Origin of the sequence: Mycobacterium sp. (genome assembly GCF_049647605.1) — a bacterium.
Lineage (GTDB): Bacteria > Actinomycetota > Actinomycetes > Mycobacteriales > Mycobacteriaceae > Mycobacterium.
Genome location: NZ_JBARXZ010000178.1, coordinates 26,086 through 40,931, shown reverse-complemented (window position 1 = coordinate 40,931; position 14,846 = coordinate 26,086). Strand labels below are relative to the sequence as shown.

Annotated in this window: 13 protein-coding genes; 5 read left to right on the top strand and 8 right to left on the bottom strand. The window is 65.2% G+C overall.

What is annotated here, in order from left to right:
* Positions 1 to 2: 2 nt before the first annotated feature.
* Genes WBB07_RS22820 through eltD form a run of 3 tightly spaced genes read right to left on the bottom strand, consistent with a single transcriptional unit; the run spans position 3 to position 3,496 of the window.
* On the bottom strand, positions 3 to 959 hold the full coding sequence (locus WBB07_RS22820; RefSeq protein ID WP_526310826.1) for a carbohydrate ABC transporter permease: 957 nt from the start codon (positions 957 to 959) through the stop codon (positions 3 to 5).
* 14 nt (positions 960 to 973) lie between these two features.
* A complete protein-coding gene (locus tag WBB07_RS22815; RefSeq protein WP_526310824.1) occupies positions 974 to 2,392 on the bottom strand; it encodes an extracellular solute-binding protein in 1,419 nt (472 codons plus the stop codon).
* Between the two features lie 15 nt (positions 2,393 to 2,407).
* Entirely contained in the window at positions 2,408 to 3,496 is a 1,089-nt protein-coding gene (gene eltD / locus WBB07_RS22810) for an erythritol/L-threitol dehyrogenase (RefSeq protein WP_526310822.1), read from the bottom strand.
* Positions 3,497 to 3,666: 170 nt separating this feature from the next.
* Between eltD and WBB07_RS22805 the strand changes: the two genes are divergently transcribed.
* The gene (locus tag WBB07_RS22805) at positions 3,667 to 4,689 is read left to right on the top strand and encodes a sugar-binding transcriptional regulator (RefSeq protein WP_526310820.1); all 1,023 of its coding nucleotides are present in this window, start codon (positions 3,667 to 3,669) and stop codon (positions 4,687 to 4,689) included.
* Positions 4,690 to 4,692: 3 nt separating this feature from the next.
* Here the strand turns inward: WBB07_RS22805 and WBB07_RS22800 are convergent, their stop codons facing one another.
* Positions 4,693 to 6,183 carry an FGGY-family carbohydrate kinase gene (locus WBB07_RS22800; RefSeq protein WP_526310818.1) on the bottom strand — a complete coding sequence of 497 codons (1,491 nt, stop codon included), beginning with the start codon at positions 6,181 to 6,183 and terminating at the stop codon, positions 4,693 to 4,695.
* A 93-nt stretch (positions 6,184 to 6,276) separates the two neighbouring features.
* Between WBB07_RS22800 and WBB07_RS22795 the strand changes: the two genes are divergently transcribed.
* Together WBB07_RS22795 and WBB07_RS22790 are read left to right on the top strand one after the other, a co-directional pair.
* A complete protein-coding gene (locus WBB07_RS22795) occupies positions 6,277 to 7,773 on the top strand; it encodes an MFS transporter (RefSeq protein WP_526310816.1) in 1,497 nt (498 codons plus the stop codon).
* A gap of 96 nt (positions 7,774 to 7,869) precedes the next feature.
* A complete protein-coding gene (locus WBB07_RS22790; RefSeq protein WP_526310814.1) occupies positions 7,870 to 8,925 on the top strand; it encodes a YhjD/YihY/BrkB family envelope integrity protein in 1,056 nt (351 codons plus the stop codon).
* On the opposite strand, the gene WBB07_RS22785 is transcribed toward WBB07_RS22790, so the two are convergent.
* On the bottom strand, positions 8,806 to 9,675 hold the full coding sequence (locus WBB07_RS22785) for an EamA family transporter (protein ID WP_526310812.1): 870 nt from the start codon (positions 9,673 to 9,675) through the stop codon (positions 8,806 to 8,808). The two genes, WBB07_RS22790 and WBB07_RS22785, sit on opposite strands and share 120 nt — an antisense overlap.
* An 84-nt stretch (positions 9,676 to 9,759) precedes the next feature.
* Here WBB07_RS22785 and WBB07_RS22780 point away from each other — a divergent pair, with 84 nt between their 5' ends.
* Positions 9,760 to 10,719: a LysR family transcriptional regulator gene (locus tag WBB07_RS22780; RefSeq protein ID WP_526310955.1), complete on the top strand. Its 960-nt coding sequence runs from the start codon at positions 9,760 to 9,762 to the stop codon at positions 10,717 to 10,719.
* A 47-nt stretch (positions 10,720 to 10,766) separates the two neighbouring features.
* Positions 10,767 to 11,249, top strand: a complete 483-nt coding sequence (locus WBB07_RS22775; RefSeq protein ID WP_526310810.1) for an SRPBCC family protein — start codon at positions 10,767 to 10,769, stop codon at positions 11,247 to 11,249.
* 20 nt (positions 11,250 to 11,269) lie between these two features.
* On the opposite strand, the gene WBB07_RS22770 is transcribed toward WBB07_RS22775, so the two are convergent.
* The 3 genes from WBB07_RS22770 to pyk form a co-directional block, all read right to left on the bottom strand.
* Positions 11,270 to 12,211 (bottom strand): manganese catalase family protein, encoded by a 942-nt coding sequence (locus WBB07_RS22770; RefSeq protein ID WP_526310808.1) that lies wholly within the window; start codon positions 12,209 to 12,211, stop codon positions 11,270 to 11,272.
* Between the two features lie 186 nt (positions 12,212 to 12,397).
* Positions 12,398 to 13,273, bottom strand: coding sequence for an acyl-CoA thioesterase II (locus WBB07_RS22765; protein WP_526310806.1), 876 nt, complete (start codon positions 13,271 to 13,273; stop codon positions 12,398 to 12,400).
* Positions 13,274 to 13,295: 22 nt separating this feature from the next.
* Positions 13,296 to 14,714, bottom strand: a complete 1,419-nt coding sequence (gene pyk, locus WBB07_RS22760; protein WP_526310804.1) for a pyruvate kinase — start codon at positions 14,712 to 14,714, stop codon at positions 13,296 to 13,298.
* Positions 14,715 to 14,846: the final 132 nt, after the last annotated feature.

Genomic DNA, 14,846 nt, shown 5'->3' with positions numbered 1-14,846 from the left:
GTCTAGGACTCCGCTCCGGCAGCACGACGCTGCGCCTTGCCGAGCACGCTCACCAGGTAGCGCGCGGTGATGAACACGATGACCCAGAGCAGCAGCATGTACGTGCTGCCGCGCGAGTAGTCGAGGTTGATGATCGAGTCCTCGAACGCCCCGATCTGCAAGGTGCGGGTGGCCACGCCGGGCCCTCCTGCGGTCAGCACATAAATGTGGTCGAAGACCTTCAGGTTGTCCATGAACCGGAAGATGACAGCCACCAGGATGTAGGGCCACAGCATCGGCAGCATGAGCTTGCGGAACATGTAGAACCAACTGGCGCCGTCGACTTCGGAAGCCTCGAACGGCTCCCGTGGCAGCGAACGGATACCGGCGAGCACCAGGATGGCGACAAACGGGGTGAAGATCCAGATATCGACCAGGATCACCGAGAACAGGGCATTTCCCGCCGACAGCCAGTCAAATGTATTACCCAGCCCCAGAACATGATTGAGAACACCGAACTGCGGGTTGAACATCAGTTTCCAGATCACGCCCGCGATCACCGGCGCGATCATCAGCGGCAGGATCAGGACCTTCTCGAAGATCTTGCCGATGAACGACGACCGGTTGAGCAGCAGCGCGAGACCGACCCCGAGCACTGTCTCGATGAAGGTGGCCAGCACGGCGAAGGTCGCCGTGACCTGAACGCTCTTCCAGAACACCTGATCGCCGAGCACCGAGACAAAATTCTCGAACCCGACGAAGTGCGGATTGGGGTTGACGGCCGCGTAGTTGAGGAAGGCGTAGTAGGCGCCGACCGCAAACGGGTACAGGATCCCGATCACGATCACCACCGCCGGCACCGACAGCAGGTACGGCCGCAGCCGGCGCCGCCAGATCGGTACCTCGGACAAGTTCTGGCCGCGCGCGGAGCCCGGCTGCTCCGGCGATGTCGCCGGAGCCTTGGACGTCTGAGTTGTCATGGATGCCACGGTTCCTAGAGGTTGACCTTGGAGGTGTTGGTCTTGGCGAGGCTGGCCAGGCGGGATCTGGCGTCATCTCCGCCGTAGATGTCCTGCAGGGCGACCGCCCAGTTCTGCGTGGTGTCGAAGAACTTCTTCTGCGGGGTGAACTGGATCTTCGATTCGCCGATGACGGTCTCGAACGCTTCCAGATAGCCGTGCTGATCGGCGGCCACCCGTTTGAACGTGGTGTCGAACACCGACTGGCGCACCGGATCTGCGTACGTGCCGCCCTCGACGGCCTTGTTCATCGACTCCTTGCCCGTGGCCCATTGGATGAACAACCAGGCCGGCAACTTGTTTCGGGAATTCGCCGACATGGCCCAGCTCCACGTCCACAGGTTGGTCTTGTAGTTGCCGTCGGGCCCGGCGGGGCCCGCATACCAGGCGATGTTGCCGGCTTCTTTGCTGGCGCCGGGCTTGTTTTTGGGGTAGGTGGCGCTGTCGGCGTCGAACACCATCATCGCGGTGCCATCGCCGAGATCGCCGGTCGCGTTGGGATAGTCATACGTGGTCCACGATGTGGGTCCGGCCCGATGCTGCAGGTCGATCCACTTCTCGGTGAAATCGACGGCCGCGGCACTGTCCATCTCGGCGACCAGTTCCTGGCCGTTCCAGCTGTAGTCCACCGCGCCCTGGCGGGTGTACTGCGTCATGAAGCCGGGATGGATGGTGGCCCACGACTTCGAGCCGCGGGTCGACAGACCGTAGCGATTCTGCGAACGGTCGGTCAGATCGACGGCCAGCTGGATGAAGTCGTCGAGATTGTCGGGCAGTCTGGTGATGCCCTTTTCGTCGAAGATCCGCTTGTTGTAGGCCACGACGTTGTTCTCGAATCCCCACGGGATGGCCCATTGACCACCGGTGCCCAGCGGGTTTCCCAACGTGAAATCCCAGCGGGTCGAGGTGCGCAGGCCCTCGAAGATGTCCTCGAAGTCGTACTCGGCACTGGTTGCCGCGGTGTTTTCCAGCCACGGTTTGAGGTCCTCGACCCAGCCCGGGGGGCCGTACTGCCAGATGAAGTAGGCGCCGAGCATGAACGCGTCGTGTTTACCGGAGCCGCCGGCCAACTCGGTGTTGAGCTTGGTGAAGTAGTCGGCCTCCGGTACCAGGTCGACGTTGACAGTGATGCCGGTGAGTTCGGTGAACTCGGCGAGCAGCGGCTGATACGACAACTGGTACGGATGCGGGGTCTGGAGGATGTTGATGGTCTGCCCCGACGCCTTGCGCCAGTCGAAGCCACCGGTGACCTCGCCGGCGCCATTGGGTGCAGGTGGTGTTCCGCCTACACCGCAGGCGGACAGGATGGGCGCGCCGACCGCCGCCGCACCGGCAAGGCCCATGGCCGCCAACATGTTTCGCCGGGATAGCTGTGGTCCACGAAAATCGCGCATGGATGCAACCCTCCGTCAGGCCGGGATCAGGGACACTTTGACCGATTCGCGGCCGCTGCCGACCAGGTCCAGACCCTTCTGGAATTCGGTCAGCGGCAGTTGGTGCGTGCAGATCTCGTCCATCGGCAGAACGCCGGATTCGATCATCTTGATGGCCGCGGGCCAGCAGTACGGGCCCAGATGGGCGCCGAGCACGTCGAGCTCTTTGTCGTCGCTGATGATGCTCCAGTCGACGGTGACGTCGCTGCCGAACACGCCGTACTCGACGTACCGGCCGAGCTTGCGCAGCAGGTTGAGTCCCTGTGGCACCGCCGAGGTATGCCCGGTGCCCTCCAGATAGACGTCGGCTCCGTAGCCGTCGGTGAGATCTTTGACGATCTGCACTGCGTCCTGTTCGGCGATGTTGATGGTGAGGTCGGCGCCGCACTTCTTGGCGAGCTCCAGCTTCTCGGGCGCCATGTCCAAGGCGATGACGCGCATGGCGTTCTTGGCCTTGGCGCCGGCGATCATGCCCAGACCGATCGGTCCGCAGCCGGCGACCACGACGGTGTCCTCGAACGTGATCTGGGCGCGCTCGACCGCATGCAACGAGCAGGACAGGGGTTCGGCAAACGCTGCGTGAGCGGGGGCGATGTCCTTGGAGACCTTGTGTACCAACGCTTGCACCGGGTAAATCATGTAGGAGGCCATCGCCCCGGGGGTGCGGCGCTTGAACCCGTAGAGGTCGTGAGGCTGGCACATGTGGTAATTGCCACGCTTACAGAAGAGGCACTCCCAGCACGGGACGATCTGCTCGGAAACCACTCGGTCACCGACCTCGATGTTCCATCGCTGTGCCGCCTCGTCGTCGAGTTCGACTACCACGCCTACAAATTCATGCCCGGGGATCACCATCGTCTCCGCCCAGGCGGGCCGGTTCTCGTCGCCCCAGAACTTGGCGGCACCGTGATAGCACTTCAGGTCGCTGGCGCAGATGCCGACGGCCTCGACGCGGATCAGCGCCTCCCCTGGGCCACGCTGCGGGACGGACACCTCTTCGAGGCGGTAGTCATTGGGGCCATGGCACACCACGGCCTGCATTTTTTCGGGAATTCGATCGGCCATCAGCTAGCTCCTGCGCAATTGGACATCCGGGATCACGGTGGTCTTCCCCGGTTCACACCAGGTCGAATGGTGTGGGTGGAGTCACAGTATGCGACCTAGTGCATCTTTGTCCAGAACGAATGTTCACAGAACACTGACGATGCACAAGTGTTCAATGGCATACTCTGTTCGTGCCCCGCCCCGCACAATCCCCCAGCCCACCCGTTGTGGAGACCTCGCCTTCCGATGGCGACGTCGGCCACTTCTCGGCGTCGCTGCTGTACTCGGCGGCCAAGCTGTACTACACCGAGGACGCCACCCAGGCCGACGTGGCGGCCCAGCTCGGTTGCAGCCGAGCCACCGTGAGCCGACTCCTGGCCGAAGCCAAACGGCGGGGCATCGTCCGCATCGAGGTGGTAGCCCCGGCAGAGGTGTCCTCGAGCGACCTCGCCGACCGTCTGGCCCGGGCACTGGCGCTGACCACCGTGTTCCTGAGCCTGCCGATGCCCAATCCCGGCCCGGGACGGAAAGTGGTCGACGTGATGGGAGGCGTCCTCGCCCCAGCCGTCGGCCGAGCACTGACCGCCTCCGGCCTACTTCCCGGTGACACTCTGCTGGTGTCCTCCGGTCGCACCGTCTACGAGGTCGCCCAGCACGACCTACCACCACTGCCCGGGGTCCTGGTGGCCCCGACCGTCGGCGGCAACGACCAGCCCGACGAGTGGTATCAAACCAACGAGATCACCAGGTTGGTGGCGAACAGAGTTGGCGGCCGGGCCAATTACCTGTTTGCACCCGCACTGCCCGGCCATGATCTGTATCCGTCGCTGTTGAAGGATCCGAGCATCCAGCGAGTCCTGCACCTGTGGCCGGTTGCCCGCTGCGCCCTGATGGGAATCGGTGCACCGCCGCTGCTGCGCAGCGACATCCCGCAGTTCGTACCGACCCGATCGAATTCACTACGCGACGCGGTCGGCGACGTGTGCTCACGATTCTTCGATCGCCAGGGCCACGAGGTCCAGTTCGAAGGTGTCGACCGGCTGATCGCGGTGGAACTCGAAGTGCTGCGCCATATTCCGGTCACCATCGGTGTGGCGGTGGGCGTGGACAAGGTGGAGTCGATCATCGCCGGCGCCCGCGGCGGATACTTCAATCAGCTGGTGACCGACCCGGCCACGGCCGAAGCCCTCCTGGAACGGATGGGCGCGGAATAACACTCACCGCGAGACCGGTGCCGGGTTCTCCGCAAGCCGGTGCACGAGGTGACGGGTGTCGGGATACAACTCGCGCCAGGTCTGGTAAAGGTCGTCGTACATGGCCACATTTGCCGGATCAGGAGTGATCTCCCGGGAGATCCGGGCCCAATCGGTATCCGGGGCAACCACACCCGCGCCGATGGCAGCCAGTAGCGCATCACCGTAGCTGGCCCCGATCGCCTGCTCCGGGACCAGTTGGGCGCGCCCGGTGACATCCGTCAGGGTCTGCGCCCAGATCGGACTGCGCAACCCGCCGCCGACCGCCACCACTCGGTCCGCCCCGTGCCCATCGTCGAACTTCTCCAGAATCTGCCGGATACCGAACGAAATCCCTTCGTAGGCAGCGCGGAACAAGTGGCCGCGGCCGTGTCGCAAGGTCAGTCCGGCGAACACGCCGCGGGCACGCGGATCGAACACCGGGGTGCGCTCACCCGCCAGATACGGCAACACGACCAGGCCTTCGCTGCCGGGCGGCACCGCCAACGCCTCCGCCATCAGGATGTCGAACGGGGCGCCACCCGTGGTGGCCTGCAACCACTTCACCAGGCTGCCCGCCGTTGCCGTTCCGGCCGCCAATGCATGAGTGCCGGGCTCGACGCCGGCCGTCGTCCACAATGCCGGATCACAGTGGTACTCATCGATGATCTGTACCAGGAACATCGTGGAGCCGTACATCAGCATCTGGTCCCCGGGATGGCGCACGCCGACCGAAAAAGCCTCGGCCAGGGCGTCGACGGTGCCCGCCACCACCGGTGTGCCCACCGGTACCCTCGTGGCGACGGCCGCCTCGGCGTGCACGGTCCCCACCACATCGCTGGGCCAGACCAGCCTGGGCAACGGTAGATGTCCACAAATGCGTTGTGCCCACTCGGTATTCCACTCGAACGTGCGGGTGGCATACAGCGGGTCGCACTGGCTGGCGGTGTGATGATCCATCACGTACTCGCCGGTGAGCTTGGCGGTGATATAGGAGTTCGAGCCGTACCAGCCGGTGGCGCGACCGAACACTTCGGGCTCGTTGCGGCGGACCCACTCGATCTTGGGGCCCACCGCCTGGCTCGACAACGCGGTACCGGCCCGATCGAGAATCGCATCAGCGCCGAATTCTGCTGTCAAAAAGGCGATTTCGTCCTCGGCGCGAGTGTCGATTCCGTAGAGGATCGCGCGTCGCAGCGGGCGCAGTGCCGCATCGCACAACACCAGACACGGGCCCACACCACTGACACCCATCGCGGCGATACGCGCTCCGGCAGGCAACCGGTCCACCAGGGCACGGCTGAGGGCGCAGACCTCACCCCACCACATCGCCTCGGCGTCGACCTCTGCCCAGCCCGGCCGCGGCAACTCCACGGCGTGGGCGATTGTTTCGACGGCCAGGACCACACCATCCGGATCGACCAGCACACCTTTTGAGCTACCGGTGCCCATGTCGATGCCCAGGAGCAAGTCCACGGACCTCACCCTACGGCCTCGTCGCCGTCACACGGACCGCATCGCCCGCCATCCCGGGACACTCGGGCACCCTGCGATAATTCGATATTCGATATGTTTCTCGACAAGAGTTCCGCCCGGCCCGCCGGTTCCGAACGAGGAGGCACGTTGCTCAAGGCCGGTCCCTCCCCCCGGCTCCTGATCGCAGCCCTGAGCGTCGTCGCACTCACCGTCGCGGTGCTGCAGACCGCTGTCGTTCCGGTGCTGGGCCTGATCGCCCATCAACTCCAGGCCTCATCCGTCGCCGTCAGCTGGACCGTCACCGCCAACCTGCTGGCTGCGGCGGCAGCCACCCCGTTGTTGAGCCGGCTGGCCGATCTCTACAACAAGAAGCACGTGCTGCTCGGTGTGCTCGGAGTCGTCCTGATCGGATCGATCATCGCCGCCACCACCAGCTCGCTGCCAGTGCTCATTGCCGCCCGCGCACTGCAGGGGGTGTCGTACTCGCTGTACCCGATCTGCGTAGCGGTGTTGCGCGAAGAGCTCGTCGAGACCCGGGTGGTCCGAGCCTTGGCAGTCCTGTCGGCGATCCTCGGCTTCGGCGGCGGCGTGGGCCTGGTCGCAACCGGCCTCCTGGTGGACGGGGACGCCGACTACCACCGGGTGTTCTGGTTGACCACCGTCTTCACCCTGGCGGTGATCCTGGTGGTGGTGTTTGTGGTCCCGTCACGGCAACGCAGGGGTGAGGGCAGTGTCGACTGGTGGGGAGCGGTAGGGCTGGCCGCCGGACTGAGCGCAGTCCTGTTGGCGATCACCCAGGGCAATACCTGGGGCTGGACCTCCCCCATCACCATCGGCACCGCGGCCGGCGGAGCTGTGGTCCTCGGGCTCTGGGGGCTCTGGGAGCGCGGGCGGCAACATCCGCTGGTGTCGATCTCCTTGCTGACCCGGCGATCGATGCTGCTGACCAACCTCGCCACCGTGTTCGTCGGCATGGGTTTGTACTTCGGATTCCTCGGTTTGACCGCGTTCGTACAGGCGCCCCGCGACATCGCCGGTTACGGCTTCTCGGCCAGCGTGCTCTACTCCAGCATCGTCTACCTGCTGCCCGGCGCATTCGCCGGCCTGGTGATGGCGGTGGTGAGTGGACGGTTCATCGACCGCTTCGGTGCCCGACCGGTGCTGGTGTGTGGAGCGCTCACCGGCATCGTGGGATTCATCGGTCTGGCCGTTGCACATTCCCAGCCGTGGCAGGTGATCGTGGCCGGCATCTTCACCAACGCCTACATCAGCCTCGCCTACGGTGCACTGCCCGCTCTGGTCGTCAGCGAAGCCGCCCGCGGTGAAACCGGAGTGGCGACCGGCCTCAATGCCATCGCCCGCACGGTGGGCAGCGCCGTCGCCGCGGCGATCGTGGCGGTCCTGCTCGGTCACCCGTCGGCACAGACCGGGCAGCCTCCTGAAAGTGCCTACATCATCATCTTCGCCGCCGGTGCCGTGACGGCCGCGCTGGCGACGATCCTGATCGCGCTGTCACGGCACCGGGGACGGCCCGACCAGCCGCGGTACGGCACCGTCGACTCCCGCGCCATGAACCACGAGTGGGGATGACCGTCACTTCGGGTTTCGGTGGGATCGGCGCCCTGATCGGGTATGCACTCGCCGGAGTCCGACGGCCCGGTCGGTTCGGTTCACACGGAGGTCGTCATGCTCGGATGGCTGGACCGGTTGCAGCAGCGCAGCCCGACGGCCGGCTTCGCGATCGCAGTGGTCTACAAGTTCATTGACGACCAGGCCGGATATCTGGCCGCGTTGGTGGCCTACTACGCCTTTGTCTCGTTGTTCCCGTTGCTGATGCTGCTGACGACAGTGCTGAGCGTCGTGCTGGCCGGGCGCCCGGAATGGCGAGCCGCCATCTACGACTCGGCACTCGCGCAGTTCCCGTTGATCGGCGACCAGCTCAGCGAACCGAGCGCACTCAGCGGTGGTACCGCCGGGGTGGTCATCGGTGTGTCCGTCGCGCTGTACGGCGGTCTGGGGGTCGGTCAGGCGGTCCAGAACGCCATGGAGACCGTCTGGGCGGTACCACGGCACCTGCGTCCCGACCCGTTCCGGTCACGCCTGCGCAGCTTGGTCCTACTGCTGGTGATGGGCACCGCATTGGTGACCACAACGCTGCTGGTCGCGATGGGGCGTGGTTTTGGCGCCGCGGGCACGGTCGGGGTGGTGGTTGCGGCGTTTGCCCTCAATGCGGCGGTGTGCACCGTGGCGTTCCGGGTCACCACCACCCGTCCACTCACCTACGCCGAGGTGCTCCCGGGGGCGGTGACCGCGGCCGCGGTGTGGCAGCTGTTGCAGTGGTTCGGAGCCGGCTACGTCGCCCGGGTGGTGGCCACGGCAAGCGTCATCAACAGTGTCTTTGCCGTGGTGCTCGGCATGATCGCCTTTCTCTACCTGGTATCGACGAGCCTGCTGATCTGCGCGGAGATCAATGTGGTGCGGGTCGACAGGTTGCACCCGCGGGCGCTGCTGACCCCCTTCACCGACGATGTCGATCTGACGGCCGCCGACCGCAAGATGTACGAAGGGCAGGCACAGGCGCAGCGGGCCAAGCCTTTTCAGCGGGTGGAGGTCACCTTCGACTCACCGGGCGGCGTCGGTGGCGACCGGTGCGACCCGAGCCCCGGCACGGGCGGCACCGATCCCGGCGGCGACGACGAACACAATCCCGAACACCGCGGCCGGGCCGGGGACCTGGTGTAGCACCAGCAGACCGATGAGCAGGGCGAATGCCGGCTCGAAGCTCATCAGCGTCCCGAAAGCCGACGTGGTGAGGCGGCGCAGCGCCAAGAATTCCAGGGTGAACGGAACCAGCGGCAGCAGTATCGCCAATCCCAACCCGATCAGCATCAGTCCCGGGGTGAGGTGAGCAAATGTCGCCGGCCCGGCGACAACGGTTGCCACCAGACCGGCAGTCGGCATCGACACCGCGAGGCCGTTGACACCGGCGACGTCGTCGCCGACCCGCTGGGTGAGCAGGATGTAGGCAGCCCAGCACAGTGCGGCACCGAGGGCCAACAGCACCCCGATCGAGTCCACCTGACCCGTCCACGGCTGGGTCAGCAGCAGGACGCCGATCGCGGCCAGCGCCGGCCACAGCATCCGGCGGCCCGCACCGGCGGTCGCCACAGCCACCCCGAGGGGCCCCAGGAACTCCAGTGCGCTGGCCGTCCCCAGCGGGATACGTTCCACCGCTGCCATGAACTGCAGCGTCACTGCCGCGGTCACCACACCGAGGGCCACGCAGTACAGAAATGAGCGACGGGTGAACGCGCTGCGCCGCGGCCGCACGATCAGCACCATCAGCACGCCCGCCCATGCCAGACGCAGGAACGCCGCGCCATCGGCGCCGATCCGGTCGATCAGCATGACCGAGATGGCCAGTCCCATCTGTACACAGAGCATCGCGCCCAGTGCCATGACGGTGCCGCCGCGGGCCTGGCTGTCAGTCATGGAGTCCATTCAAGAAGACGATGACCATTCACGTCCACGTGATAAATACGGACATACCGTTCATCCATCATGAACAATTGGCGGATGGAACCTCGCCGGCTACAGCTGCTGCTGGCACTGTCCCAGCTTGGTTCGATGCGGGCCGTCGCCCAAGCCCACGGACTCACCACCTCGTCGGTGTCGCAGCAGATCGCCGCACTGGCCAAGGAAGCCGGGACCGCGCTGATCGAGCCCGACGGCCGCCGGGTGCGCCTCACCCCGGCCGGTCGCAGGCTCACCGATCACGCGGTGAGAATCCTGGCCGCCGTCGACGCGGCACGGCTCGACCTGGACCCCGGTGCCGAACCCGTCGGCACGGTGCGTGTCGGCGGGTTTGCCACCGGAATCCGGGCGTCACTTCTGCCCGTCCTCGACGAACTGGCCTACACCGACCCCGATGTCGACGTCATCATCAGCGAGTTCGAGCCGGTGGAGGCGTTCCGGCTGCTGGTCGGTGACGAACTGGACCTCGCCCTCACCTACGACTACAACTTGGCGCCCGCGGCCCCGGACGCAGCGCTCGCAGCGGTACCGCTGTGGACGGCGCCCTGGGGATTGGCGGTGCCCGCCGGCGGCCCCGGCGGAAGCGAGCTGGCCGACTACGCGGATGCGACGTGGATTGTGAACTCCCGCAACACTGCTGACGAACAAGCTGTTCGGACGCTGGCGGCGCTGGCCGGCTTCCGGCCGCGCATCGCACATCAGATCGACAGCCTGAACCTGGTGGAGGAATTGATCCGGTCCGGATACGGGGTGGGGCTGCTACCGCTGCAACGCCCGACACTCGACGGCCTGAGAATACTGCCGCTCAGTGAGCCTGCGGTGACGTTGACCGCCTACGCCGTCACCCGCCGGGGACGGGCCGGATGGCCACCACTTGCCCTCATCCTCAACCGGCTGCGCCCTGGCAACAACACCGTTCCGGCGCTCCCGCAGTGGCCGAGGTCCACGGCGGTCACGGGTTTCGACAGCGCCGCCACGGGTAGCACCGAGATGGGAGCGTAGACAGCCGGAAGTGGCCGTCCGGCACCGCAGATCACAAAGGGACAGTCGTGACCGAGCAATCTGAGAACACAGACGGCCCCCTGACCGTGCATAAAGACACCAGGGCCACCCGTCAACAGGTCTGGGCCGTGCTGGCCGACGGTTGGACATACTCGCAGTGGGTGGTGGGCAACAGCAGAATGCGGGCTGTCGACCGGAAGTGGCCCGAAGTGGGCACCACCATCCGGCATTCGATCGGTGTCTGGCCGGCCCTACTCGATGACCTGACCGCGGTCGAAGAGTGCCGGCCAGAGCAACAGCTGGTGCTACTGGCCAAGGGACGACCCTTCGGCAAAGCGCGAATCTCTCTGCGGCTGAACGATGTCGACGGCGGCGGCTGCCGCATCACCATGGCCGAAGAACCAGTGGGCGCCCCCATGGGGTGGGTGCCGCGTCGAGTCGCGCTGGCCCTGGCATATCCGCGCAACCGGGAGTGCACCCGCCGACTCGCGGCCATCGCCGAACACCGGACCCCCGACGACATCGCATAGCCGCCAGCGGCGATCGGACTCTACTTCCCGGCATCGTCAACGGCGGCCACCTCGGCCTCTGCCGTCGCCTGGATCAGCGCCAACAGCTCGGCGTCCAGACCCGGCGCGAACTCCTCGCGCCGTTCCGGGGACATGGTCATGGGCACGCCTTCGGGCATCACGGCTGTACTGAGTTCGGTTCCGTCGTTGGACGGAGATGCACCCCGGTACAGCTTGGCTGCCTGGCTTTGGTCGTCGGCGCTGAAGCTGTACTGGATGCTCTGCAAACCCAGATCGAGGAGCTTCTTCACTTCCGGGAACTTCTCCGCGTTGGTCTTGGGGATCGGAAGCACCGAACCCCAGTTGACCCCAAGGGTTTCCAAAGCCTTGGCGAACGCATTCTCGTGCGCCTGATCACGGACGATCAGGTAGGCGATGGTGGATCTGGCCGCTTTGTTCGCCGTCATCTCGTAGATGCGGCACTTCTGGAGACGCCCAGTGGACTCCAGCATCAAGTTGTACAGCAGATCGAGAACGAGGTTGCCGCTGTTGTACACATAGGAACCCGACCACGGATTGCCGGCCGCATCCACCGGAAGGGCACCCTGGGCACCAACGAGATAATGGTGAATGTTGCTGTGATCCAAGGCGATCTTCAACGGCGTTGCGCCTTTGGCGCCCGGTTTGTCCACCGGATCGGTCTTCCTGCCCTGGTATCCGGGTGAACCATCCAGCAAACGCGAGATGGTGGTGCCGATGAGTTCCACGTGGCTGATCTCCTCGGTACCGACTCCCTGAAGCAGATCTTTGTACGGCTTGGCGGCGGCGTCCCCACGGAAGTTCATGCTCTGGAACAGATACTGCATCATCGTCCGCATCTCGCCGAACTGTCCTCCGAGGCCCTCCTGGAGAGCGTTCGCGGCAGCCGGATCCGGCTCGTCGACAGCGATTTTGTTGATGAGTTGTTCGGTGTGTGAATACATGGCTCTCCTTGGTTCCCGAGGTGAGCGCCGACAACCTGAAACCAGACGTTTCCGGGCGAGTTGTCGATACTCGAGGGCCGACCGGGTCGAAGGGACCACAAACTCCAGCTACTTGAAGCGTCGGCTTGGCAGGAGTGCCCCGGGAACCGGAGCCCAAACGTCACTGACCAACCCGGGTGAGTGGGCTCAGCCCTTGGCGGGGAAGTGTTTGACGATGCCTTCCTGCACCACGGTCGCGACGATACCGCCGTTCGGGTCGAAGAAGTGTCCCGTGCCCAGGGCTCGGGAATCCGACGCCACCGGGGACGTGGTCGAGTAGAGCAGCCAGTCGTCGAAGATCACCGGGCGGTGAAACCACACCGAATGATTGATGGTGACCGCAAAGATGCGGTCGAAACCCCACGACAGTCCGTGGGTGGTGATGATCGAGTCGAGCACCGTGGTGTCCGAGGAGTACACCAGGGCGGCGTGATGCAGCACCGGATCCTCCGGCATCGGGTCTTCGGTCTTCATCCAGACCCGGTTGTGGTCCAACCGGTCACCCTTGTCTCGCATCACCCAGGCCGGGTCATTGGTGTAACGCCATTCGATCGGCTTGAGAGCCTCGAAAAACAGCGGCACCACCGACTCATATCCCTCCAGAAGATCGCTGATCTTCGGAAGATCGTGTGGCGGTGGCACATCCGGCATCGTGACACCGTGCTCGAGGCTGCGGCCGCCGGCGAGGAACGACACCATGGCCGTCGCGAGCAACTGACCGTCCTGGGAGACATCCACCCGCCGGTTGGCAAAACGCCGTTCATCACGCATCCGCACCACGGTGAACTCGAGGTCCTTGGCCGGATCGCCACCGGCGATGAAATGCACCGACAGCGCGTTCGGCGGCAGCTGGCGGGCCACCGTGCGGCTGGCCGCGACAAAGGCCTGCGCCATCATCTGACCGCCGAACGTGCGGATCGGGTTCTTGCTGGGATGCCCGCCGACGAACACATCGTCCCCGGCCGGACGCAGCTCCAACACGGCCAGGAGTTCGTTGAAATCTGAGCTCGCCGGCCGTGTCATCGCTGAATACTCCTGGTCGCCGTTAGTGGTCGTCCTCGCCGATCCGGTGCACATGGATCAGGTTGGTCGAGCCTACTGTGCCCGGAGGGGCACCCGCGACGATGACCACCAGGTCACCCCGCTTGTACCGACCGAGCTCCAGCAGCGACTTGTCCACCTGGCGGATCATCGTGTCCGTCGTGTCCATCGTCGGCACGATGAACGTCTCGGTCCCCCACGTCAGCGCCAGCTGACTGCGAACCTCCGGCAAGGCCGTGAACGCCAGCAGCGGCAGCGGGGTGTGCAGCCGGGCCAGCCGGCGCACCGTGTCACCGGACTGCGTGAACGCCACCAGGGCCTTGGCGTCGAGGCGCTCGCCGATATCGCGGGCGGCATAGGAGATCACGCCACGCTTGGTGCGCGGTACGTGGGTCAATGGGGGTGCGGCAGTGGAATTCTCCTCCACTGCGGACACGATGCGGGCCATCGTGCGGACCGCCTCCAGCGGGTACTTGCCCACCGACGTCTCACCAGAGAGCATGACCGCGTCGGCGCCGTCGAGCACCGCGTTGGCCACGTCGGAAGCTTCGGCACGGGTGGGCCGGGAGTGCTCGATCATCGACTCCAGCATCTGGGTCGCGACGATCACCGGTTTGGCATTCTCACGGGCCATCTGGATGGCACGCTTCTGCACCAGCGGAACCTCTTCGAGGGGCAGTTCGACGCCCAGGTCACCGCGAGCCACCATGATTGCGTCGAACGCCAGCACGATGGCCTCGAGGTTGTCGATGGCCTCCGGCTTCTCCAATTTGGCGATGACAGGCACCCGGCGTCCGACCTGGTCCATGACCTCGTGCACCAGTTCGATATCTGCCGGTGAGCGCACAAATGACAGCGCGATGAAGTCGACGCCGAGATTCAGCGCGAATTTCAGGTCGGCGATGTCCTTCTCCGACAGAGCCGGCACCGAGACGTTCATCCCGGGCAGCGACAACCCCTTGTTGTTGCTGACCCGGCCGCCCTCGGTCACCCGGCAGACGACATCGTCGCCGTCGATGCTCTCGACCACCAAACCGACATTGCCGTCATCGATCAGCAACCGGTCGCCGGGGGACGCATCGTGCGCAAGTTGCTTGTAGGTGGTGGACACCCGGTCGTGGACGCCCATGCAGTCCTCGACCGTGATCCGCACGGTCTCGCCCGTCGCCCACAGAGTGGCGCCGGTGGAGAACCTGCCGAGACGGATCTTCGGGCCCTGCAGGTCGGCCAGAATGCCGACTGCCCGGCCCGACGAATCGGAGGCCGTGCGGACCCGCTTGTAATTGGCTTCGTGGTCGCTGTGGTCGCCGTGGCTGAAGTTCAGTCGGGCGACGTCCATGCCCGCTTCTACGAGCGCTCTGACTTGCTCGTCTGTCCCAACTGCAGGCCCGAGAGTGCAAACGATCTTGCCGCGTCTAGTCACGGCGCCCCAGCATAGTCGCAGTCAAACGGCATCTCGACCGATACAGATGTGTTGGCGTTTCGGTCACTTTGCTGATACCCCCGAGACGTCGAGATGAACCCTGGCAGGGCACCTGTCTGGGTGCCCGGATGA